This window comes from Corynebacterium aquatimens, assembly GCF_030408395.1.
Taxonomy (GTDB): domain Bacteria; phylum Actinomycetota; class Actinomycetes; order Mycobacteriales; family Mycobacteriaceae; genus Corynebacterium; species Corynebacterium aquatimens.
In genome coordinates, this window is record NZ_CP046980.1 from 2442751 (window position 1) to 2465037 (window position 22287).

21 protein-coding genes are annotated in these 22287 nt (G+C 59.9%); 7 read left to right on the forward strand and 14 right to left on the reverse strand.

The genetic code is table 11. The annotated features are described in order from the left end of the window. Positions 1 to 48: 48 nt before the first annotated feature. The 3 genes from CAQUA_RS10755 to trxA form a co-directional block, all read right to left on the reverse strand. The gene (locus CAQUA_RS10755; RefSeq protein ID WP_196825123.1) at positions 49 to 996 is read right to left on the reverse strand and encodes a PspA/IM30 family protein; all 948 of its coding nucleotides are present in this window, start codon (positions 994 to 996) and stop codon (positions 49 to 51) included. A gap of 124 nt (positions 997 to 1120) precedes the next feature. Then, the gene (locus CAQUA_RS10760; RefSeq protein WP_196825122.1) at positions 1121 to 1498 is read right to left on the reverse strand and encodes a hypothetical protein; all 378 of its coding nucleotides are present in this window, start codon (positions 1496 to 1498) and stop codon (positions 1121 to 1123) included. A gap of 106 nt (positions 1499 to 1604) precedes the next feature. Continuing rightward, positions 1605 to 2012, reverse strand: coding sequence for a thioredoxin (gene trxA, locus CAQUA_RS10765; protein WP_196825121.1), 408 nt, complete (start codon positions 2010 to 2012; stop codon positions 1605 to 1607). A gap of 152 nt (positions 2013 to 2164) precedes the next feature. Between trxA and CAQUA_RS10770 the strand changes: the two genes are divergently transcribed. Both CAQUA_RS10770 and CAQUA_RS10775 read left to right on the forward strand, forming a co-directional pair. Continuing rightward, positions 2165 to 2365, forward strand: coding sequence for a heavy-metal-associated domain-containing protein (locus CAQUA_RS10770; protein WP_196825120.1), 201 nt, complete (start codon positions 2165 to 2167; stop codon positions 2363 to 2365). 81 nt (positions 2366 to 2446) lie between these two features. After that, entirely contained in the window at positions 2447 to 3793 is a 1347-nt protein-coding gene (locus CAQUA_RS10775) for an MFS transporter (protein ID WP_196825119.1), read from the forward strand. A 171-nt stretch (positions 3794 to 3964) separates the two neighbouring features. Here the strand turns inward: CAQUA_RS10775 and dnaB are convergent, their stop codons facing one another. The 8 genes from dnaB to CAQUA_RS10815 form a co-directional block, all read right to left on the reverse strand. Continuing rightward, a complete protein-coding gene (dnaB, locus tag CAQUA_RS10780; protein WP_196825118.1) occupies positions 3965 to 5419 on the reverse strand; it encodes a replicative DNA helicase in 1455 nt (484 codons plus the stop codon). 381 nt (positions 5420 to 5800) lie between these two features. Then, entirely contained in the window at positions 5801 to 6577 is a 777-nt protein-coding gene (locus CAQUA_RS10785; RefSeq protein ID WP_196825117.1) for a chymotrypsin family serine protease, read from the reverse strand. A 133-nt stretch (positions 6578 to 6710) separates the two neighbouring features. Beyond that, positions 6711 to 7163 (reverse strand): 50S ribosomal protein L9, encoded by a 453-nt coding sequence (gene rplI, locus CAQUA_RS10790; protein WP_196825116.1) that lies wholly within the window; start codon positions 7161 to 7163, stop codon positions 6711 to 6713. A gap of 69 nt (positions 7164 to 7232) precedes the next feature. Further along, the gene (locus CAQUA_RS10795) at positions 7233 to 7889 is read right to left on the reverse strand and encodes a single-stranded DNA-binding protein (RefSeq protein ID WP_196825115.1); all 657 of its coding nucleotides are present in this window, start codon (positions 7887 to 7889) and stop codon (positions 7233 to 7235) included. 88 nt (positions 7890 to 7977) lie between these two features. Then, positions 7978 to 8268 carry a 30S ribosomal protein S6 gene (gene rpsF, locus CAQUA_RS10800; protein WP_196825697.1) on the reverse strand — a complete coding sequence of 97 codons (291 nt, stop codon included), beginning with the start codon at positions 8266 to 8268 and terminating at the stop codon, positions 7978 to 7980. Between the two features lie 353 nt (positions 8269 to 8621). Beyond that, entirely contained in the window at positions 8622 to 10139 is a 1518-nt protein-coding gene (locus CAQUA_RS10805) for a glycosyltransferase family 87 protein (RefSeq protein ID WP_196825696.1), read from the reverse strand. Between the two features lie 155 nt (positions 10140 to 10294). Next, a complete protein-coding gene (locus tag CAQUA_RS10810; RefSeq protein ID WP_196825695.1) occupies positions 10295 to 12424 on the reverse strand; it encodes a transglycosylase domain-containing protein in 2130 nt (709 codons plus the stop codon). Positions 12425 to 12964: 540 nt separating this feature from the next. After that, positions 12965 to 13354 carry a DUF5318 family protein gene (locus CAQUA_RS10815; RefSeq protein ID WP_196825114.1) on the reverse strand — a complete coding sequence of 130 codons (390 nt, stop codon included), beginning with the start codon at positions 13352 to 13354 and terminating at the stop codon, positions 12965 to 12967. Positions 13355 to 13463: 109 nt separating this feature from the next. Here CAQUA_RS10815 and CAQUA_RS10820 point away from each other — a divergent pair, with 109 nt between their 5' ends. The 3 genes from CAQUA_RS10820 (at position 13464) to CAQUA_RS10830 (ending at position 15376) form a co-directional block, all read left to right on the forward strand. Then, complete coding sequence (locus CAQUA_RS10820) at positions 13464 to 13961, forward strand: MarR family winged helix-turn-helix transcriptional regulator (RefSeq protein ID WP_196825113.1); 498 nt, start codon at positions 13464 to 13466, stop codon at positions 13959 to 13961. Between the two features lie 62 nt (positions 13962 to 14023). Further along, positions 14024 to 14923: a universal stress protein gene (locus CAQUA_RS10825; protein ID WP_196825112.1), complete on the forward strand. Its 900-nt coding sequence runs from the start codon at positions 14024 to 14026 to the stop codon at positions 14921 to 14923. Positions 14924 to 14926: 3 nt separating this feature from the next. Continuing rightward, positions 14927 to 15376, forward strand: a complete 450-nt coding sequence (locus CAQUA_RS10830; RefSeq protein WP_231375539.1) for a hypothetical protein — start codon at positions 14927 to 14929, stop codon at positions 15374 to 15376. Here the strand turns inward: CAQUA_RS10830 and trhO are convergent. From trhO to CAQUA_RS10845, 3 genes are read right to left on the reverse strand one after another with little or no spacing between them, the layout of a single operon-like run. Further along, positions 15337 to 16230, reverse strand: coding sequence for an oxygen-dependent tRNA uridine(34) hydroxylase TrhO (gene trhO / locus CAQUA_RS10835; protein WP_196825111.1), 894 nt, complete (start codon positions 16228 to 16230; stop codon positions 15337 to 15339). The two genes, CAQUA_RS10830 and trhO, sit on opposite strands and share 40 nt — an antisense overlap. Positions 16231 to 16272: 42 nt before the next feature. Then, positions 16273 to 17766: a DUF1846 domain-containing protein gene (locus CAQUA_RS10840; RefSeq protein WP_196825110.1), complete on the reverse strand. Its 1494-nt coding sequence runs from the start codon at positions 17764 to 17766 to the stop codon at positions 16273 to 16275. Between the two features lie 48 nt (positions 17767 to 17814). Next, positions 17815 to 20019 carry a malate synthase G gene (locus CAQUA_RS10845; protein WP_196825109.1) on the reverse strand — a complete coding sequence of 735 codons (2205 nt, stop codon included), beginning with the start codon at positions 20017 to 20019 and terminating at the stop codon, positions 17815 to 17817. A 275-nt stretch (positions 20020 to 20294) separates the two neighbouring features. Between CAQUA_RS10845 and aceA the strand changes: the two genes are divergently transcribed. After that, positions 20295 to 21587 carry an isocitrate lyase gene (gene aceA, locus CAQUA_RS10850; RefSeq protein ID WP_196825108.1) on the forward strand — a complete coding sequence of 431 codons (1293 nt, stop codon included), beginning with the start codon at positions 20295 to 20297 and terminating at the stop codon, positions 21585 to 21587. Positions 21588 to 21988: 401 nt separating this feature from the next. Then, positions 21989 to 22210, forward strand: a complete 222-nt coding sequence (gene vapB / locus CAQUA_RS10855; RefSeq protein ID WP_196825098.1) for a type II toxin-antitoxin system VapB family antitoxin — start codon at positions 21989 to 21991, stop codon at positions 22208 to 22210. The last annotated feature ends 77 nt before the right edge of the window (positions 22211 to 22287 follow it).

A 22287-nucleotide genomic window follows, 5' to 3' on the forward strand; every position in this document is an offset into this window, starting at 1 on the left:
CCGTGGGGGCGCCCTTAAACGTTGTGGCGAAGTACCTTGCCGCACTTCCTACTTATCGTCCAGGTCAGACTCTTCGGCGTTGATGGCGCCAAGCGGTGCTTCATCATCGAAGACGTCTTTAGCTTCCTCGTGCGAAGCGGATTCCTCGTGCGAAGCGGCTTCAGCGCCGCCGGCGGGACCCGCTTCACCACCGGCGCTAGCCTGTGCGGCGGACTCCGCGGTGACACCAGCCTCGGCACCGGATGCAGAACCAGCGGTAAGTTCGCCGGCTGCCTCCGCCTTCATGGCGGCACGGATTTCCTCCAAGCGGGAGGTTGCCTGCATATCAGTCTGACCCGCGGAAATTTCCGCCATGCGGTCATTCACGCTGTTTTCAGCAAGTTCCTGCTGGCCAAGAGCGTTGGCGTAACGGCGCTCAATCTTTTCACGCACACCGTCCAACGTGGGCACGGAATCATCCGTACGGAACTGGCCAATGGTGTCCATGGTCTTCGCGGTTTCTTCTTGCATGCGAGCCTGGTCCGCCTGGGCCTGCAGCTGCTGCACCTGCGCAAGCTGCTCGTGCAAGCGGGCCTCGGACTGACGCTGCTGTTCTTGGGCTTGCTGCGCTGCCTGATCCGCGGCCGCGTACTGCGTCTTCAGGCCCTCGAGCTCCTGCTCCGTGGAGACTAGTTGCGTTGCAAACGTTTCCGCAGTTTGGGTGAACTGCGCAGCCTTCGCGGTATCGCCCTCCGCAGTAGCCTTATCCGCCATCTGCAGTGCCGTCTTCGTCTTGTCCTGCAGGTCTGCCTGAGTTTCCACGAGACGGTTCAGCTTCATCTGCAGCTGGTTGCGGTTACCAATAATCTCCGCTGCCTGGCGAGTAATTGCCTGGTGTTGCTCCTTAGCAGCCGCCGCGGCCTGCTGGATCTGTACCTTAGGATCAGCGTTTTCATCGATCTTGGTGTCCAAGGACTGCATGAGATACTTCCAGCCCTTGTTGAACGGGTTTGCCATGGGTAAAGCCTTTCGTCGGGATCAATCGCTGTCGATCACTATTTTTCGCAGCGCACATTCTGTACGCAGTGCGCCCGAGTCTACGTACGCTTTGCCCACCCCGCAGGGACGACTACGCGAACGGCTACGGCTTCAGAAGTATGACGATCCCGCCGATTACCGCAGCGAGCACGCCAATCGCAATCGCAGCGATAATCCCTGGATCAAAACTAAACCCAGCGATTGCCGCGGGGGCGGCATGCTGAGGTGCCGCGGGCCTGCCCCACGCAATCTCAATAACGGGGGGACCAGTGGGAACGCCGGCGGGTGGCCTCGGGTTTTCGTAGGTCACCGGCTCGTTGGGATCATCCGACTGCTCGTCCAGGTCGGCGATGTCGATGATTGGGACAATCTTTTCCTCGTCGGCTTCGGGGCCCGCCGTGGTGGCCTGGCTCTGTGGTGCGGCGATGAGTGTTGTTGCCAAAGCAAGAGCCGCAGCGTGAGCTATCAACCGTTGTTTCATGGCGGGCCTCCTTAGAGTGAATTAAGCTACTTCTAAGTTTAACCCCAGGCCAATGTGAAGTGTCACTAAGGTGACCTGTTTCATAAGGTCACCTTTCACAAGCAGTCTAAGCCTCAGCGCCAGGGGCGGGTTCAGCGTCGCCGTCGGCAAGCTGCGCGTTCTGCTGCTCTACGTCAGCGCGGACCTTATCCATGTCGACGTCGCGGATCTCCTGGATGAAGTCCTCCAACACAGCGGGCGGCAGCGCGCCCGAGTTAGCGCCCAGCAGGATGCCCTCGCGGAAAACAAACAGAGTAGGAATGGACTGAATCTGCAGTGCTGCGGCCAGCTGCTGGTTTGCTTCCGTGTCCAGCTTGGCAAAGGTGATGTCGCTGTGCTTCTCAGAGGCCTTCTCAAAGACGGGCGCGAACGCGCGGCACGGGCCGCACCATGAAGCCCAGGCATCAACGATCACGATTTCGTTGTCCTCGATGGTCTGTGTGAAGTTGTCCTCGTTTACCTCAACAGTGCTCATAATTAAATGTCCTTTTCAGTCGATCCTGTATCAGGATTTTTCTATCAATGCTTTCGTGGTGTTCAACCCTACCAATGTGCGCGGTATTCCCACCGCAAATCCCAGAAGTTCCTTTTGCACCCCTAAAGAAAAACGGGGTTACCATAGGCAGCATGGCACAGCGAGAGTTTGATGTTGAAGGCATGACCTGCGCACACTGCGAGGCGTCCGTCGTTGAGGAAGTTAGTGAAGTCGCCGGCGTTGAGTCCGCAACCGCGGACCACGCATCCGGCAAGCTCGTCGTCACTGGTGAGGGTTTCTCCGCTGCGGAGATTTCCAAAGCCGTGAGTGAAGCTGGGTACACGCTCGCTTAACGACGAACCTTCGGGCGCGCGGCGAAGTCCCAGCGAATTAATATGGCCCGGCGCGAAAGGCCTAGCCCTATAATCGCGCGCATGACTCTACATTTCGCGGACTCGGCGTTTGAGCGCCCGGGGGAAGAGCTCAGCCGTAATGAGCGACTGGACCGGCTGCCCTTTACTTCGAAGCACAGGAAGCTTCTGGTCGGTTCGGGCATTGGCTGGGCTTTAGACGCGATGGACGTGGGGCTGGTGTCCTTCGTTATCGCCGCACTCGCGGTGCATTGGGACTTGGACAAGTCCACAACGTCGTGGATCGCGTCAATCGGGTTCATCGGCATGGCGGTTGGTGCCACGCTCGGTGGGATGTTGGCAGACAAGATCGGCCGTCGACAAGTGTTTGCGGCGACCTTGCTTGTGTATGGCCTCGCCACGGGCGCCTCGGCGTTGGCGTGGTCCGTCGGTTCGCTGATGGTGTTCCGCTTCCTGGTAGGCCTAGGCCTTGGGGCCGAACTTCCAGTCGCATCAACGCTCGTGAGTGAGTTCGCCCCTCGGCGGATGCGCGGCCGCATGGTGGTGTGGCTCGAGGCATTTTGGGCGGTCGGTTGGATCATGGCCGCGATCATCGGCACCTTCGTCGTCGCTGGCAGTGACGACGGGTGGCGCTGGGGTTTTGCAATCGGCGCCCTGCCAGCGTTATACGCGATCGTGGTTCGCATCGGGTTGCCGGAGTCGGTTCGCTTCCTTGAGTCCAAGAATCGACACGAGGAAGCGGAAGAAATCGTTGCCTCCTTCGAAGCCGTTGCTGACGCGGAGGAGCTAGATCTTAGCGACGCACCGGACCCTGAACCTGAGGTCACCGGCGGAATCTGGGGCCCAGCGATGTGGAAACGAACGTGTGCGTTCTGGGCCGTCTGGTTCGGAGTGTCCCTGTCCTACTACGGGGCGTTCACCTGGATTCCGTCCTTGCTTGTCGGCCAAGGGTTCACGTTGGTGAAGTCCTTTGAATTCACCCTCATCATCACGCTGGCGCAGCTTCCCGGCTATTTTGCTGCGGCGTGGTTAATTGAGATCTGGGGTCGACGGGTCATTCTGTCGACGTTCCTGGCAGGTTCAGCGCTTGCTGCAGTGCTCTATGGCCTCGCGGGGGCACCCTGGCAGATAATTGCCGCTGGTTGCCTGCTGTCCTTCTTCAACCTCGGTGCATGGGGCGCGCTGTACGCGATCGGCCCTGAGCTCTACCCCACGTCCATCCGCGGCGCGGGAACCGGTGCGGGCGCCGCTTTCGGGCGCATCGGCTCCATCATCGCCCCACTCATCGTCCCGCCGGTCCTTGCATTCGGCGGGATGGGCGCGGTGTTCGGGGTCTTCGCCGCCGCGTTCGCCCTCGCCGCGATCGCCGCGTTCACCCTCCCCGAGCAGCGCGGAAAAGCCCTGATATAGAGCCGAGCGACTGCTCCACATTGGTTCTCCACGAGGGTGGGTGCTCCAAATTAGTTTTTCGCGAGGGTGGGTGCTCCAAATTAGTTTTTCACGAGGGTGGGTGCTCCAAATTAGTTTTTCACGAGGGTGGGTGCTCCAAATTAGTTTTTCACGAGGGTGGGTGCGAAGCACTCACCCTCGCGCCATATTGACAAATCGTGAGTAGTGCAGCTGGTGCGCTACTGCGATGGTGTCGATCGGGCCGCCGCGATGCTTGGCGACGATGATGTCGGCCTCACCGGCACGCTCGTTGTCGCGATCCTGCGAATCGGGTCGGTACAGCAGCATGACAATATCGGCATCCTGCTCAAGCGACCCCGATTCACGAAGGTCCGCCAACTGCGGACGCTTATCCGTTCGGGCCTCAGGCCCACGGTTGAGCTGGGAGATCGCAATAACGGGGACTTCCAGCTCCTTTGCCAATAGTTTCAGCTGGCGGGAGAACTCTGCGACTTCCTGTTGACGAGACTCCACCTTGCGGCCGGAACTCATCAGCTGAAGGTAGTCGAGAACCACAAAATCTAGCCCGTGCTGCTGTTTGATCTTGCGCGCTTTCGAGCGGATTTCCAGCATGGTCAGGTTCGGCGAATCATCAATAAAGATCGGTGCATCCTGGATTTCCCGAAGCCGGTTAGTCAGCTTCTCCCAGTCGTGCTCTTCCATTTGGCCCGAACGCATCGCGGATAGCTTGATCTCCGTCTCAGCAGACAAAAGACGCATCACAATCTCGGACGAACTCATTTCCAGCGAAAAGATCGCAGAAATCTTGCCATTGTGGATTGAGGCAGAACGCACAAAGTCCAACGCCAACGTCGACTTACCCACACCAGGTCGCGCAGCGATGATCACCATCTGCCCAGCGTGCAAGCCATTAGTCAGGCGATCGAGGTCGATGAAGCCGGTTGGGATCCCGGACTGTAACCCCCCGTCGCGCTCATAGGCTGCGATCTCATCCATCGTGGGCTGGATCAGCTGTTCCAGGATCTGATAATCCTCCGCGCCCTGTCGGTGGGCCACGGCGAAGACCTCTTGCTGGGCGCGGTCCACCAGACCCTCGATCTCCATGCCTTCTTCGCCCTCATACCCCAGCTGGACAACGCGAGTTCCCGCGTCCACGAGTTGGCGTAGCGTTGATTTCTCCGCGACGATCTCCGCGTAATAGCGGGCATTGGCAGCGGTGGGCACCTCCGAGATCAGCGTCAGAAGGTAGGGAGCTCCCCCAACTCGTTCAAGCTGGTTTAGCCTGTCCAGGCGGCCATTGACAATCACGGCGTCAATGGAAGAGCCCTGCGCGTACAAGTCCAAAATGGCCTGGTACACCAGCTGGTGCGCGGGGTAGTAGAAATCCTCCGGACGCAGCTCATCAATCACCTCTACTACCGTGTTGGGGCTTAGAAGCATCGAGCCAATCACGCCCTGTTCCGCGCGAAGGTCATGCGGCGGCTGACGGTACTCCTGCAATCCCGCCCCGACGGTGCTGCGCGACGCATGGTTGTGCACCGGAGCCCTGCCTTCGGTGCTTCCGCCATCGGCAGCGCCGTCATCAAAGCTTCCGTAGCCATCCCCTACTGCGCTTGGCTCGGTCATGGTGCCTCCTCAATCAGTCCCGTCGCACTAACCCTACTCGGCGGCACGACACGAAGCTGCTAACAGCTTTACACCCTGTGGATAACTCAATGGTTTACCCACAGGCGCGGATTCATAAGGTTACAGCTAGGTTTCGAAAAGTGATCCCGAGGGTTTCCGCAGGCCAGATCCAAACACGCTGGTAGAGGAAATTCCACCGAATTTTCCACATGTCCACAGGCTGTCCTACATCGTGTCTACCTGCAATTACATACTGCTGTTACTGGTGTGACTAACAGTTATCCACAAGTTATCCACAGGGGAGGTGGGGGTGTGTGAAAGTTCTCCAGCGTTTACGCACTTCTATCCACAGCTACCTGTGGATAACTTTCTGAAATCTGCTTACTTGATTTTCGAAGGAAGTGGCAATGCCGCGTCAGCGTAACTTTCAAACGGCGTCGCGCCGCCATCGTGGATGCCCACGATGTATGCCTTTCCGTCGCCGCCAATGACGTAGACAGGTGAGCCGGAATCACCCGGAATGGAGAAGGTGAAAGAGAAGATTTCACCGGTTTTAACATTCACTTTCCACACGGGGCCACAGGTCCGTCCGGTCCTTCCCCCGTCTTTGCAGACAATCTGGCCTGGGCGGACAGCAGTAACCGGCATCCTGCCCCCGATAGCAATGGGACGATTCACCGCAGCCAAGGCATCGTTGATCGGCTTCTCCAAATTCTTGTCTAGTTTATGCAGCGTAACTCGGCCGCCCCGGGCCCAATCCTTTACGTCAACACCAGGGTCGAGCCTGAACCAACCGGCATCGCGGAACGGTGCACCGGCCACGCGCTTACCCTGAAGATCCCACCCAGAATCCCGCATGTCACTGGCAATCACGGTCCGGTCATCGGGCCCAAGAATCTTCACTGTCCGCTTTGCTCCCTGCGGGGACAGGCAATGACCAGCGGTAATCCCATACTTCACACCCGCGCGCTCCACGACGGAATTCAAGGTGCAGTAGACAAACGTGCCGTCGGCACGCACAAGCTTCATGCGGTCACCATGGTAGATTTCCGCCGCGGAAGCTGCGGGCGCAACTGCAACCGTCGCGCATAATGCGGCCGCACAGGCGCCAACAGAAGTGCGCGAAATCCATCGCGCGAGGAAAGAACGTGTGATCACGGGGACCAATTATGTACCCATTCCTATGTCGTGACAAATGAAAACGGGCCCCACTCCTCACAAGTGGAACCCGCTCACTAAAAATGCTGTTGTCTATAAAATCTTTCGTCGATAAGCGTGTGCTTAAAAAGCCTTACGCTCCAACGACCTCAAAGTTGATCTTGCCCTCAACCTCATCGTGGAGGTTGACCTTGACCTGGTATCCACCAGTAGAGGTGACCAGGCCCTTCGGAAGGACCACGCGGCGCTTGTCCAAAGCCGGGCCACCAGCAGCCTGAACTGCGTCGACGATGTCGCCGGTCTTCACGGAACCGAACAGCTTACCCTTGTCAGAAGTGCGAACCTTCACGGTCACACCCTTGAGCTGGTCAAGCTGATCACGCAGCTCCTTTGCGTGCTCCAAGTCGCGCACAGAACGCTGCTCCTGTGCACGCTTAATGTCTTCAATCTGCTTCTCTGCGCCGCGGGTAGCCGGGATAGCAAGTCCGCGCGGGAGGAGAAGGTTACGTCCGTAGCCGCCCTTGACCTCGACGATGTCGCCGGGTTCTCCAAGGTTCTCAACGGCAGCGGTGAGGATCAGCTTCATGAATGCTTACCCTTTACCTTTCCATTGTGGTGAGTTAGTAGCTAGAGACTTTTTAAAAGATCTGGGCGTTTAGAACGGGGGCTCGTCGTCGCTGCCGTCAAACCCGCCAACCTGCGGGGCAGAGTTCCACGGGTCATTATCGACCGGCTGGTTCTGCTGGCTCTGCTGGCGCTGGTTCTGCTGATTTTGATCGTTTCCACCCTGGTAGCTCATGTTGCCAAAGCCACCCTGGTTGGAGGGCTGGTTCTGGCCACCCTGGCCGAAACCACCTTGGTTAGAGGGCTGATTGCCCTGGCCACCCTGGTTGTAGTTTCCGCCGCCGGAGTTCTGGTTGTTGTAACCACCAGAGTTGTTATCGCGCGCAACGCGGTTGACGTTGGCGGTGGCGTACTTCAGGGACGGACCGACTTCATCAACCTCAACCTCAAACACCGTGCGGCTTTCGCCCTCGCGGTTGTTGTAGGAGCGCTGCTTCAATCGGCCGTTGACAATCACGCGCATGCCCTTCTTCAGGGACTCTGCGACGTTCTCAGCAGTACTGCGCCACACGCTGCAGGACAGGAACAAAGCTTCGCCGTCTTCCCACTGTCCGGAATCGCGGTTGAATGTCCGCGGGGTGGAAGCAACGCGGAAGTTCGCTACAGCTGCGCCGTTGGCAGTGAAGCGGAGTTCCGGGTCTGCAACCAAGTTTCCAACAACGGTGATGGGGGTGTCGCCTTGAGCCATGGGTCTACGTCCTTTACGTGTGAGACATCTTCGATGAGTGTGGTACCCGCAATTATGCCGGGATCTGCTCTAAAAAGTCGTGCAAGGATTACTTGTTGTCAGTTCGTAGAACCTTGGTGCGAAGGATCGAGTCGCTCAGGTTGAGGCGACGGTCCAGTTCGAGGACGGTCTCCGACGTGCAGTCAAGGTTGACTACCGCGTAAACGCCTTCTTCCTTCTTGTCGATCGGGTATGCAAGACGACGCTTGCCCCATACATCGACGTTTTCCACCTTGCCGTTGTCATTCCGGACGATCTCTAGGAACTTGTCCAGTGACGGGGCAACGGTGCGTTCATCCTGCGACGGATCGAGGATGATCATTACTTCGTAGTGACGCACGGACCTCATCACCTCCTATGGTCTATTGGTTTCGGCCACCGCCCGTTGCGGTGGCAGGAGGGTCGCTTGGCGTCAAGCAACCCCTACAACCTACCCCACGAGGCGCTGAGCACGAAATTTGCACCCGCGTTCCCCCTTTTCTGCCCCGCCCCGCCGGGCCACTCCTGACGATGCTGACACCTTCCGAAAGCCGACCTGGCGTTTTAGGGTCGCGCAAGGGCCGAAATGGTCATCATCGTCAGCCGCCCCCTTTTTGCCCTGCCGCGATCACCCGGCGGGATTAGGCACGGCTACGAAGACCGCCAGAAACACCGGCAGGAACGTCATGAAGATGAACGCCGCCAGGCCCAGGCCTACTGAGAGGGCAAGGGGCTTTCGCTTGACGACGGAGAAGAAGCACGCTGCGAAGAGTCCAAATCCGATGAAGATGGATGCGATTCCGGCGATGGTTGTTGCTCCCATCGTGTGTTCACCTCCTTGGTGCGTTCTGTAACCGGCACCCACCCGTTGTCCCGGGTTACTTCCAGCCACTGCTCCGGGGTGGTCAGCAGCGGATCGTGGCCGTTGTGCGCGTCGTAGACCTTGTCCGGCTTCTTGCCAAACATCTGCATAATCACTAGCACCATGATGGCGATGATGAAGCCGTCGCGAAGCGCGATTGCTAGGTTGAGCAGTTCACCTGGTGCGCCCTTGTTGTCCACACCCAGCATGTGCCACATGAGGATGGGCCACACGAGCATGTCGAAGAATCCCCAGGTGAAGATGAGGCGCCAGTTCGGCAGTGCCAGAACAGCCGGCACGACGAGCCACAGGGAGTACTGGGGGCTCCACACCTTATTGAAGAGCAGGAAGAACGCGACGATAAGGAACACCAGCTCCGCTACTCGCGGCGTTCGTTCGGCTACGAGGCCCATGACCAAAATCGCGACGCAGGCGCCCGCGAAAAGCGCCAAGCTCACCATGTTGAGGACCTTCGGTTCCCCGCCCGAGGCCACGTCGGCCGGGAAGCCGGGCCAGCCAGTCAGGCGCGACCAGAACGCATAAATGGTGGTCCACTCCCAGCCGCGCTCCGTGTTAAGGCGACGGAACTCGTTCCAGGCATCGTAGTTGCGCATCATGATCGGCACGTTGACCACCAGCCACACAATCACCGCAGACGCCAGCATCTTCAAAAACGGCGCGAACTTCTTCTTGCGGATCGCCAGAACTAGGTACGCCCCCAGCGCGAACAGCGGCCACATTTTAAACGCAGTGCCCAGACCAATGAGGGCGCCGGCGAGCCAGAACTTCTTATTGCGCGCCGCCAGCAGCGCGGCGGTGAGGAAGAACACGGTCGGGATATCCCAGTTGGTGAACGCGTGAACGATCACAATCGGCGATGCCACCACCAGGATCGTGTCCCAGATTCGGTTGCCTGCTAGTTCCGCGACCATTCGCGCAGCAGCGACCCACAGGATCGACATGACCAGCGCCGTGAGGAAGAAGTACCAACCAACTTCAGGCAGAAGCTTATCGACGATCCCATAGGTAGCGTGCGCAATCTTGCCCATCAGGCCTTGGAACATCCCGGCCAAAACCGGGTATTCCATGTACCGTGTGACGCCTTCTTCTTCCCACGTCCAGTCATAGACAAAACCGGGTTGGTCAAGTCCGCGGGCACCGTAGAGAGGAACGATGTCGTTGTAGCAGAACGACGTCAGCTGGCGGTTTCCATCCCAGTTGAGCTGCAGGACGCCATTATCATCCGGTCTGCCCAACGCGCAGTTGGATTTCGACAAAACGCCGAACGCCAAGAACACCCACGCCACGGAGAGGATCGCCCGCAGCGGTGTCCACCACCGGCCACGTCCAATCTGGGCAAAGCGGCCCATCGGCCCGCCCAAGAAGTTCACAACGTCGCGGGCGATCGGCTCAGTGTGCGCGGGCTGCACTCTGTTCGCAGGATCCGGCCATACACCGCCCCGGGAAGACTCAACTTTCGTGCTCAACTGTGTTCCTTCATTCTCAGCAAGTACCTGGCAGATTGTTACTGCAGGAAGTCTGGGATCTCAATTCGCGGGATCGGTGCTGGTGGCGGTGCCGCCGGGGCCGGAGCCGGTGCCGGAGGCGGTGGGGCCGGCGCTGGGGCAGGTGCAGGTGCTGGTGCTGGCGCAACCGGTTCCGGTTCCGGTGCTGCTTCCTGAACCGGAGCGTAGTTCTGCTGACCCTGGTAGCTGTTGCCGTAGCCCAAGCCATATCCGGTGCCGCCGCCGTACGTTCCGCCGGTGTACGCGCCGACTCCGAAGTCGACCGGGACTGCCTCCGGGAAGTTAGCAAAATCTTTCTCTGCCAAAGCGGTGTCCAAAACCTGTTTCCAAATCGCGGTCGGGGACATCGATCCGTACATCACGCCACCGTAGGAATTGAAGATCGCCGAGGTGTTGTCCGCGGTACCCACCCAGACGGCAACAGCGAGCTGCGGTGTGCCGCCGATCATCCAGGCGTCCTTGTTCTGGCCGGTGTCGCCCAACTGGGCGGTACCAGTCTTGGCCACTGACGGACGGCCACCCGCAAGGGCGCCGTTTGACCATCCCGCGATGGGCTGCATCGCGGTCAGCACGTTGTCTGCCACTTGGGCGGAGACCCTGCGTTCGGTGTACTTCTGGTCGAACTGGTACAGGACCTCACCGTCGGCGGAGGTCACCTTGGACACAAAGTGCGTCGGGTGGTAAACGCCTCGGTTGATCAGCGTGGACACACCAGTGGCCATATCAATCACGCGGGATTGGTACTGGCCCAGGATGATGCCGTCGAATGGTTGATTACCGTTTTCCGTCAGTGTCTTTGGAATGTTCGGCAAAGACTTCGCCACACCCAACGCGTGCGCCATATCGGCGGTGTCTTGGGTGGTGTTATCCAGATCGGACTGGAGGCGAATAAATGACGTGTTGTAGGAGTTCTTCAGCGCCTCGGCCACCGAGGTCACGCCCGCCTGGGCCCCACCGTCGTTAAAAATCGTCGTTCCACCGGGCAGAGTAACCGGGGCGGAGTCGTAGCCTGCGGAAAGCGGAATGCCTTGCTGCAAAGCCGCAGCAACACCGAAGATCTTGAACGTTGAACCCGTCTGCAGACCAGAGTTTGCGTAGTCCCAGCCACTCGCGTCGTCACCGCCGTAGTAGCCGCGCACTGCGCCCGTTCCTGGCTCAATAGCCACAACGCCGGTGCGGGCATCCTCCTGCAGGATCGACAGCTGATCACGGGCAGTGTCCAGGATCGCCTTCTGAACAAACGGGTCAATGGTCGTGGTGACTTGGAGACCACGGTTGGTCACGTCTTCTTCAGAAATCCCGATCTTGGCCAACTCATCGATGACCTGGTTCTTAATCAAACCGTTCGCACCGGTGGCCTCGGTGTAAGCGGAGTACGTCGCCGGGTCACGAGTCTTCGGGAACGCAGCCTTGGCGCGTTCTTCAGCGGATAACGTACCCATGGTCACCATGCCGTCGAGCACGTAGTTCCAGCGCTCTTGGGCGCCTGTCGGGTTATTCCACGGGTCCAGCTGGCTCGGCATCTGGATCAGACCAGCCAGCATTGCGCCTTCCTCCACGGTCAGCTTTGAGGCCGGCTTGTCAAAGTAGGCCTTCGCTGCCGCTTGGATGCCGTACGCATTTCGGCCGAAGTAGATGGTGTTTAAGTACCCCTCAAGGATCTGTTCCTTCGACCAGTTGTTGGTCATCTTGATCGAGTAGACCAACTCGTCGTACTTGCGCTTGTACGAGCGCTCGTTACCCACGATGGTGTTCTTGATGTACTGCTGAGTAATCGTCGATCCACCACCCGCGGACGCGTCACCTGTGACCTGACCGATCAAGGCACGACCAAAGCCGGTGAAGGAGAAACCTGAGTTCTCCCAGAACTCACGGTCTTCCGCAGCCAGAACTGCGTTTTGAACGTCCTTCGGAATCTGGTCAAGCTTCACCTGCTCACGATTGCCCTCCGCGGGCACGATGCGCGCGAGCTGCGTCTTACCATCACGGGCAAAGATGGTGGAAATCTGCGCGGTCTGAATCTCTCCGGGCTTGGGCAGCTCAGCGCGCACGTAGCTGAACCCGAAAACACCTAGCGGTGCGGCAATTACCAGCGCGATCGCCAAAATCGCCGCGAGGACCCACTGCATGGTTCTACGCCGCTTAGACACCGGCTTACGCACCTTGCGCGAGGCCGCCGTCTTCTTTGCAGCGTCCTTCGGGGTTGATGCAGGGGTCTTACTGTCAGCCTTAGGGTGTCCCTTCGCTGGAGCCGAGGAGTGCTTCCCCGGTGCAGCGGCAGGGCGAGTCTTGGCACCAGCTGCCGCCTTCGTGGGCTTCGCGGGCGTCGCAGGCTTCTTGGGCACAGTCGCTTTGGCTGCGCCCGCAGGCCGCTGGCCCTGTTTCTGGCCAGGCTTCGGAGCGGGCCGCTGGCCGGGCTTTTGGCCAGGCTTAGGTGCAGGCCGCTGACCAGGCTTAGGTGCAGGCTTCTGGCCAGGCTTCGGCGCAGGTTTTTGGCCCGGCGCGGGTCGTTTCGCGCTGGTGGGTTTGCCGTGGGGTTGCGGACGCTTACTGGAGCCCTGGGCGGGCCCCGGCGTGCGCGGCTTGTGCGGGCGGCGCTGTGGTGCGTCGCCTTCCCCGGGATCAGATCGATGTGTCACCTATGTCAGCGTACTTCCCTTTGCCCGAAATTACGTCACCGGCGCATCCTCTGCTACGGCGATGCCCTCCACCAACAGATGGTTCCAGCCGCAGGAGCGGCATACCTCGACGCGGTGGACGGTGATCGGCCCCACTTCGTCGATAAGTAAGGCGATCTCTTCGGCGCTGCGGGCGGTGTTGGATTTCCGTCCTAGGTTGTCGCTGTGAACCCACAACACGTCGTGCATGTCGGATTCGCAGATCGGGCACCGCCGAGGGCTTTCTACGCCGTGGTACTTCGCGGCGGCTTTGAGCAGGAAGTCGGCGTCACACAGCTGTTCCCGGGGGATGCGGCCGGCGTGGTAATCCCGCAGGGTGGTGCGCCGGAGCCACTCGTGGGAGATCTCATGGGTGAGGCGAAACGTCGTTGCGCTAAGCATCCCTCCACTGTACGAACATCGGACCCGAACATTGGTCCGCGGTGCACGGGAACCCCGTGGTGGATACTGTGTTTACTTTCTAAACTGAAATAGTTTTAGAATGATTGACATGGCACAAAACTCCCAGAAATCTTCCGTCGAGAAGAATGAGCCGCACACCCCTGATGAGCTCGCGCGCGCGATTCGCCCGTTTTTGACAAAGCTGTACGTTGCGTACTTCCGTATCTCCCAGACGTCGGATATCACCGGACCGCAGCTATCTATTCTGGAACGGCTTAATGCAGCGGGCCCGATGCGTATTAGTCAGCTCGCGCAAGAAGAGGGTATTCGTATGCCCACCGCGTCGAATACGCTGCACCAGCTCGAGGAGCGTAACCTTGTGGCCCGCGTGCGCGATGAGCAGGATCGTCGTGGTGTCACGGTGGAGCTGACTGACTTCGGCCGCGAGGAGTTGGAACGCGTTGCTAACGAGCGCACGAAGTACGTCGCTGAGATGCTGTCCACGATCGACCCGGAGCTGCTGTCTAGCCGCGAAAGAACCCAGGGAGTTGTTGATATTCTCGGCGCTTTGGCAGAGTCGTACGCAACGGATAACGTGGTTTCTTAAGCGTTCGTGCTCGTCGGTTTCGTGGAGGTGAGATGGCGTCGCACCTTACCGTCCCTCGATTAGTGCCTGACCTGCGCGATCAGCCGCTGCGCATCGCGGTGGGTTGGGATACGGCCAGCACTGATGCGATAGAGCTCGCCGGGTGGCTGTCTAAAACTGTTCCCTCGCGCGTCCGAGTAATTTCTGCGGAGACGCGCCCGTGGTCAACGTCGATAAGCTTGAGCGGCAAGAAATACAAGCGCTGGCGCGACAAGCTGCAAAGCTCACGCGATGCTGAGGTCAAGCGGGCGTTGAAAGCTTTCGTGCCCAAGGAACGGTGGGACAAGCACTTCCACGTCCTCGCCGACGGCCCGAGCCGCGACGCGTTGCTGAGCGAAGAGGCCCGGCGCTTCAAAGCGGACGTTCTGCTGCTCGGCTCCACATCCAAGGCCACGAAAGGTCGCTTCAGCCCGACCCGCGCCGTGGACACGCTGATGCGCACCACGCCCGTCACGCTGGGGCTCGCGCCGCGCTCCGCGAAGCTGTCCAAACGCGGTCTCACGCGCATCACGTACGCTTTTTTGGACACGGATGATTCCAATCTCAACCAAGGGCTTCAGATCGCGTCCACGCTCGCTTTGCGCCTCGACGTCCCGCTTCGCATCGTCGCGTTCTCACCCGCCAGCTCCCATCATTCGCGCACCACGCTTATCGACGAATGGAATGAAGCGTCCCTGGCCCTCCTCGACCGAGCCCGAGACTGCATTACCGCCATTGCCTCCGATCTTGGTCTTACCAAAACGAAACACTTCGAAGTCCAAACCCGAGTACGCACCGGCGACGGGTGGGCCCATACCGTGGATTCGATCAAGTGGAAGAAAGGCGATGTTGTGTGCATCGGCTCCTGCGTCGATGAGCGAGCAGAAGAATTCCTCCGCCACGTACCAGTTCCGATCCTTGTGTTCCCGCAGGAAGGTTCCTAGAGCATGACCACTCCTGGTCCCGTCGGCCCCGTCGGCCCCGATGATCACCCTGAGAACAAGCCCGAACGCGCCGCCGACTACATGAACAAGCGCCGTCCGGAGCCGCATACCTTAGAAGACTTGGTGGCTGAGCCCGACCCGGAAGAGATCAGGGCCCGCAACCAAGCGTCCACGCGGCAGGCGATCATTTTCGCGGCAATCGCCGTGGTGGGAACATTCCTAATTGCGCTGGCACTCATGCTCACCCCGCTGGAGAGAGTGCAGTGGGCACTCGCCGCGTCCATTTTCCCCGTCATCATGTTGCTAGCCTGCGCCGTCATCATGGTGCGCAAGCTCAACCGCTACGAGCGCTGGATGCCGTGGATGGGCATCTTCTGGATCCCCATGGTGCCGTTCACCGTGGGGTGGTTGATTTACACGCTCGGCATCGTGGCGGAGCACTCCGCGCAATAAGGGTTCTTCTCCCGGCAGTCCTCGCAGCTCAAGTACAAGCCGCGGCAGGCCGGCTCATTGGCGCAGTTGTAGAACTGGTTCGTGTCCGCCCCACAGTGCTCGCAGTGGCCTAGCTGCACGTAATCAGGATCATCGGGGGCGCCGAATTCCGTATGCATGCGCTTGTCAAAGACGTAGAGGGAGCCCTCCCACAGGCCAGAGTTGCCAAATTTTTCCCCGTACCGCACGATCCCGCCGTCGATCTGGTAGACCTCCTCGAACCCGCGCGACTTCATCAAACTCGACAGAATCTCGCAACGAATCCCGCCGGTGCAGTAGCTCACCACCGGCTTGTCCTTCATCCAGTCATACTTGCCGGAATCTAGCTCACGGATGAAGTCATGCGTTGTTTCCACGTCCGGCACCACCGCGTTCTTGAACTTCCCAATCTCTGCCTCATACGCGTTACGGCCGTCAAAAAAGACCACGTCATCTCGCTTTTCGACGAGCTCATTGACCTCTTCCGGCTTCAAATGCACCCCGCCGCCAACGACGCCTTTGTCGTTGACCTTGAGTTCCTCGGGTACCCCGAACGTGACAATCTCATCGCGCACCTTGACGCTGAGCTTTGGGAAATCCCCTGCCCCGCCCTCGGACCACTTGAACTCGATCCCGCGGAAGTACTCCTTGGTCTTCTTCACATAGACCTTGCAGGCTTCCATGTCCCCGCCGACGGTGCCGTTGATGCCGTCCGGGGAGATGATGATTCGCCCGGTGAGCCCTAACCCCTCGCACAGGTCGCGCTGCCACAGCCGAACGGCTTCAGGGTCGGCGATTGGGCGGAACTGGTAGTACAGCAGAATTTTTTCAGGCACACCCAAATTCTAATCAGCGGCCCGACATCGGCGAAGTCGCAGTCATCGACGGTGGAACAGCGATTTCCGCCAGTACTTTGGCTCCGTGGTGGTCAGCACTCCAAGGGAGCGGAAGATACCCTCATCCACCGAACCCAGAATCGTTGTGATGTGGGCATCGCACCCGCGAAGGTTCTGGAGCTGCTCCAGCGCCTTGCGCGCATTCGCATCCTGGGCGGCAGAGGACGACAGCGCAATCAGCACCTCATCGGTATGCAGCCGCGGGTTGCGGGAGCCCAGGTAGCGGGTTTTTAAGGTTTGAATCGGTTCGATTGCCTCCGGGGCCAGCAAGTGGACCTCGTCGTCAATGCCCGCGAGCTTCTTCAGCGCGTTGAGCAGTACTGCGGCCGATGGCCCCAACAGATCCGAGGTCTTACCCGTAACGATCTCTCCGCCGGGCAGCTCCAACGCGGCGCCGGGGTTGCCCTTGGCCTCCTCCACCTCAAGCGCCGGCGCCACCACGGGACGGTCCGCAACACTCAAGCCCGCCTTGCGCATCACGTTCGCGGCCCGGTCAGTCACCTGCTCCGGCTCGTCCCCGCGGCGCGCATCCACGGACGCGGCATAGTAACGCCGAATGATTTCTTGGTTGCCGGCGAACCTGCATGCCTCATCATCAGAGATGCACATGCCAGCCATGTTCACGCCCATGTCGGTCGGGGACTGGTATGGCTCCGTCCCCGTCGCCTCTTTGAGCAGCGCCTTGAGCAGCGGGAACACCTCGATGTCCCGGTTGTAGCTGGACACCTGTTCCCCGTACGCGGCCAAGTGGTACTGGTCAATGACGTTGATGTCATCCAGATCCACTGTTGCTGCCTCATACGCCAAGTTGACGGGGTGTTCCAGCGGCAGGTTCCAAATCGGGAAGGTCTCAAATTTCGCGTAACCAGCGGGAATGCCGCGGCGGTTATCAGCCCACACCTGGCTCAGGCACGTCGCAAGCTTGCCGGAGCCAGGACCCGGCGCGGTCATGACCACCACGTCGCGGGACGTTTCCACGTACTCGTTGCGCCCGAACCCCTCTTCGCTCACGATCAACGGGATGTCGTTCGGGTAGCCCGGGATGACCCTGTGGAGGCTTACTTTCATCCCCAGCTTTTCCAGCTTGTCGCGGAAAGCATCGGCCTGGTCTGGGCCGGATTCGTAGTGCGTGATTACCACGTTGTCCACTAGGAAATCGCGCTCCCTGAAGACGTCGATAAGCCTCAAGACCTCGTCTTCGTAGGTGATCCCGATGTCAGCGCGGACCTTCTGGCGCACCAGATCGCCCGCGTTGACGCAGACCATGATCTCCACTTCGTCGCGGATCGCCTCCAGCATGGCAATCTTGTTGTCTGGGGTGAACCCAGGCAACACGCGCGAGGCATGGTGATCGTCGAAAAGCTTGCCGCCCATCTCAAGGTAGAGCTTGCCGCCGATCGCTTTACGACGATCGGAAATATGCTCCGACTGCATCCGAATGTATTTCTCGCGGTCGAAACCGATTGCGTAGGGCACAGCAAGCTTCCTTGTGAAGTGGGCGAAAAGTTGGCGTTATGCCAGGCCTTATGCCAGGCCGTGAACTGCCTTGAACTCGCGGCGGCGAGCGTGCAGGATCGGCTCGGTGTACCCGGACGGCGACTTCGTGCCGTTGAAGATCAGGTCACGAGCAGCCTGGAAACCGATGGACTTGTCAAAGTCCGCGGCCATCGGCAGGTAGTTCGGGTCGCCCGCGTTCTGCTCATCGACGACCTTCGCCATGCGCTGCAGGGTCTCATCGAGCTGCTGCGCCGTAACCACGCCGTGCTCCAGCCAGTTGGCCAGCAGCTGGGAGGAAATACGGCAGGTAGCGCGGTCCTCCATCAGGTCAACGTTGTGAATGTCCGGCACCTTGGAGCAGCCGACACCCTGCTCGACCCAGCGGACCACGTAGCCCAGGATGGACTGGCAGTTGTTGTCCAGCTCTTCCTTGATCGCGTCCTCACCGAAGTCGTTGCCACCGGTGTTGACCGGGACGGTCAGCAGGCGCTCGAAGGTGTCGCGGCGGCCCTGCTTTCGCAGTTCTTCCTGCACCTCATCGACGTCCACCTGGTGGTAGTGGGTAGCGTGCAGCGTCGCGCCAGTCGGGGACGGAACCCATGCGGTGTTCGCGCCCTCGCGCGGCTGGCCGATCTTCTTGTCCAGCATGGCAGCCATGTGCTCGGTCTCTGCCCACATGCCCTTACCAATCTGGGCGCGGCCCGGCAGGTTGTGCGCGATACCAGCGTCGACGTTGTTGTCCTCGTAGGCCTGCTTCCACGGTGCGGTCTGCATGTCTGCCTTGCGCACCATCGGGCCAGCCTGCATGGAGGTGTGGATCTCATCACCAGTGCGGTCCAGGAAGCCGGTGTTGATGAACATCAGGCGGTCTGCTGCTTCAACGATGCAGGCATCCAGGTTTGCGGAGGTGCGGCGCTCTTCGTCCATGCAGCCGACCTTGACCGTGAACTCCGGCAGGCCCAGCATCTGCTCAACTCGGGTGAAGATCTCGTTGGTGAAGGCGACCTCTTCTGGGCCGTGCTGCTTCGGCTTCACCACGTACACAGAGCCGCTGCGGGAGTTGCGGTGCGGGTTGTCCTCGCGCAGACCCGGGATCGCGGAAGCGACGGTGATGATCGCATCCAGCAGACCTTCCGGAACCTCTTCGCCGTCGACCAGGATCGCCGGGGTGGTCATGAGGTGGCCCACGTTGCGGCACAGCATCATTGCGCGGCCGTGCAGCTTCGCTTCGCCCCCATCCTTCGTCGTAAAGGCGATGTCGTCTGCTTGGGAGCGGGTGAACGACTTGTCACCACGGGTCACGGTTTCCGCGATGTCACCCTTGTTCAGGCCGAACCAGGTCGCGTATGCGCCAGCCTTGTCGGCGCCGTCAACAGCGGCTGCCGAGTCCTCAAAGTCCATAATCGCGGACACAGCGGACTCCAGCGTGACGTCCTTGACGCCAGCGCGGTCGGTCTTGCCAATCTCGGACTCGCGGTCGATCTCGATGATGATGTGCAGGCCGTTGTTGACCAACACGATGCCGGTCGGGTTGCCCTTCTCACCCTGGTAGCCGAGGTACGCCTCCGGGTTGACCAAAGCGACCTCGTTGCCGTCAGAAACGATCTTCAGCTCGCCAGCGTCCGTCACCGTGTACTCATCGATATCAGCGTGCGATGCGCCCTGAAGCGGCACGGCCTGGTCCAGGAAGTTGCGGGCCCATGCGATCACGCGGTCACCGCGGACCGGGTTGTAACCCTTACCAGGCTCCGCGCCGTCGTCCGTTGGGATCGCGTCGGTGCCGTACAACGCGTCATACAGCGAGCCGTAGCGCGCGTTCGCGGCGTTAATGGCAAAGCGCGCGTTCGTGATCGGCACAACCAGCTGCGGGCCAGCGACGTCAGCGAACTCTTCGTCGACATTCGCCGTGCGGATTGCGGCATCTTCAGGCTTATCGACGAGGTACCCAATCGAACGCAGGAACTCCGCGTGCTCCGCCGGGTCAGGCTGTCCCGGGTTTTCGCGGTAGTAGTCATCCAGCTGTGCCTGCAGCTCGTCGCGGCGAGCCAGCAGCTGCTTGTTCTTCGGGGTCAGGTCTGCGAACAGCGCGGCGGCGTCAGCCCAGAACTTCTCTGCGTCCAGACCGATCTCCGGCAGCAGCGTGTCCTGCACAAAGTCATACAGCGGACGGGCAACAGCGAGTCCTGCAACCTCTACGCGTTCCGTGCGATCTTCAATCTGCGGCGTGGTCATAACATCCTTCTTCCCTGTGATACCGACAGTTACTCCAAGCCAGTGTAACCCGTCCGTGACACACGTCGGCTGCCCGCGCTATAGTGGCTGGCATCACCATCTGGTGGGAATTGGGGTAAGAAGCGAAAATTACCCCCGAATGCGTCACTGTGATACGGCCGAAACCTGTCATTAGATTGACGTACTCCACCCATCGTGGGGATACTAGGCGTGAACGCCTAAATCTTTAGGCTGATTCCATCAAAATGAGATCCCATGAAAGGGGACTGTCAAACATGACAACCACAGGACAGGCACGTACCGCTGCAGAGATCCAGAAGGACTGGGACGAGAACCCGCGCTGGAAGGGCATTACCCGCGACTACACTGCTGAGCAGGTTGAGCAGCTCCAGGGCAGCGTCATCGAAGAGCACACGCTGGCTCGCCGTGGTGCTGAGATCCTCTGGGACGGCATCTCCAAGGGCGACGGCTCCTACATCCACGCTCTCGGCGCTCTGACCGGTAACCAGGCTGTTCAGCAGGTCCGCGGTGGCCTGAAGGCTGTTTACCTGTCTGGTTGGCAGGTCGCAGGTGACGCCAACCTTTCCGGCAACACCTACCCGGACCAGTCCCTGTACCCGGCTAACTCCGTGCCGAACGTTGTTCGCCGCATCAACAACGCTCTGTCCCGCGCAGACCAGATCTCCCGCGTTGAGGGCGACACCTCCGTCGACAACTGGCTCGTTCCGATCGTCGCTGACGGTGAGGCTGGCTTCGGTGGCGCACTGAACGTCTACGAGCTGCAGAAGGCCATGATCCAGGCTGGTGCCGCTGGTACCCACTGGGAGGACCAGCTCGCTTCCGAGAAGAAGTGCGGCCACCTCGGTGGTAAGGTCCTGATCCCGACCCAGCAGCACATCCGCACCCTGACGTCCGCTCGCCTGGCTGCTGACGTTCTCAACGTCCCGACCGTGGTCATCGGCCGCACCGACGCTGAGGCTGCAACCCTGATCACCTCCGACGTTGATGAGCGCGACCGCGAGTTCATCACCGGCGAGCGTTCCGCTGAGGGCTACTACTACGTGAAGAACGGCGTTGAGCCGTGCATCGCTCGTGCGAAGTCCTACGCTCCGTACGCTGACATGATCTGGATGGAGACCGGTACTCCGGACCTCGAGCTGGCTAAGAAGTTCGCTGAGGGTGTCCACTCTGAGTTCCCGGACCAGCTGCTGTCCTACAACTGCTCCCCGTCCTTCAACTGGTCTTCCCACCTCGACGCAGAGGAGATCGCGAAGTTCCAGAAGGAGCTCGGCGCAATGGGCTTCACCTTCCAGTTCATCACCCTGGCTGGCTTCCACGCGCTCAACTACTCCATGTTCGACCTGGCATACGGCTACGCTCGCGAGGGCATGACCGCATTCGTCGACCTGCAGAACCGCGAGTTCGAGGCTGCAGCAGACCGCGGCTTCACCGCTGTGAAGCACCAGCGTGAGGTCGGTGCTGGCTACTTCGACGCCATCGCCACCACCGTTGACCCGAACTCCTCCACCACCGCTCTGAAGGGCTCCACCGAGGAGGGCCAGTTCTAAGCACCTAGCTTTAGACTGACGCGAACCCGCACTGCCGCCGCAGTGCGGGTTTTTCGTGCGCTTGGGGGCTGTTGGCTATTCAGCGTCGCTCATTTGGTCCCACTCCCTTTTGAGCATGGCATAGGTCAACTCGTCCCCCCATTCGCCTTTGAAAATCTCTAGCTCGCGGAAGTGAGCTTCCTTGCGCATCCCGAGCCGTGCCATGAGCCGGGCAGAGCCTGCATTTCGCGGATCGCACCTTCCGATGTTGCGGTGCAAATTTAGGGTCCAGGCGTGAACGGTCTAATGATTAGACGGGGGGTTGTGATGGGTCGATCGAGCTGGAACGATGTCATGGAATTGAGGGTACTGTGTCCCACAGACCAGTGATATCGTGACATCACTATCGAGAGGAGGCCGTGATGGATATTTTGATTAGGGGCATATCGGACGCAGCCGTAAAACGTTTGGACTCTGAAGCCGCCGAACTTGGGCTTTCCAGGAACGAATACCTGCGACGCAAAATTGAAGACACGGTGGAACCCAAGTCTCGAAGGAAGATCACGGCGGATGATTGGGCCCGTACCGCCCGTATTCACGCTGATCTCTCGGACGAAGAAGTAATGCGCTCGGCATGGCATTAAACGGCTGGTTGATCGACAAGTCAGCGTACGTTCGGTTTTCAGCTGACCGGCTCCAACATGGTGAAACGGCGTAGGCT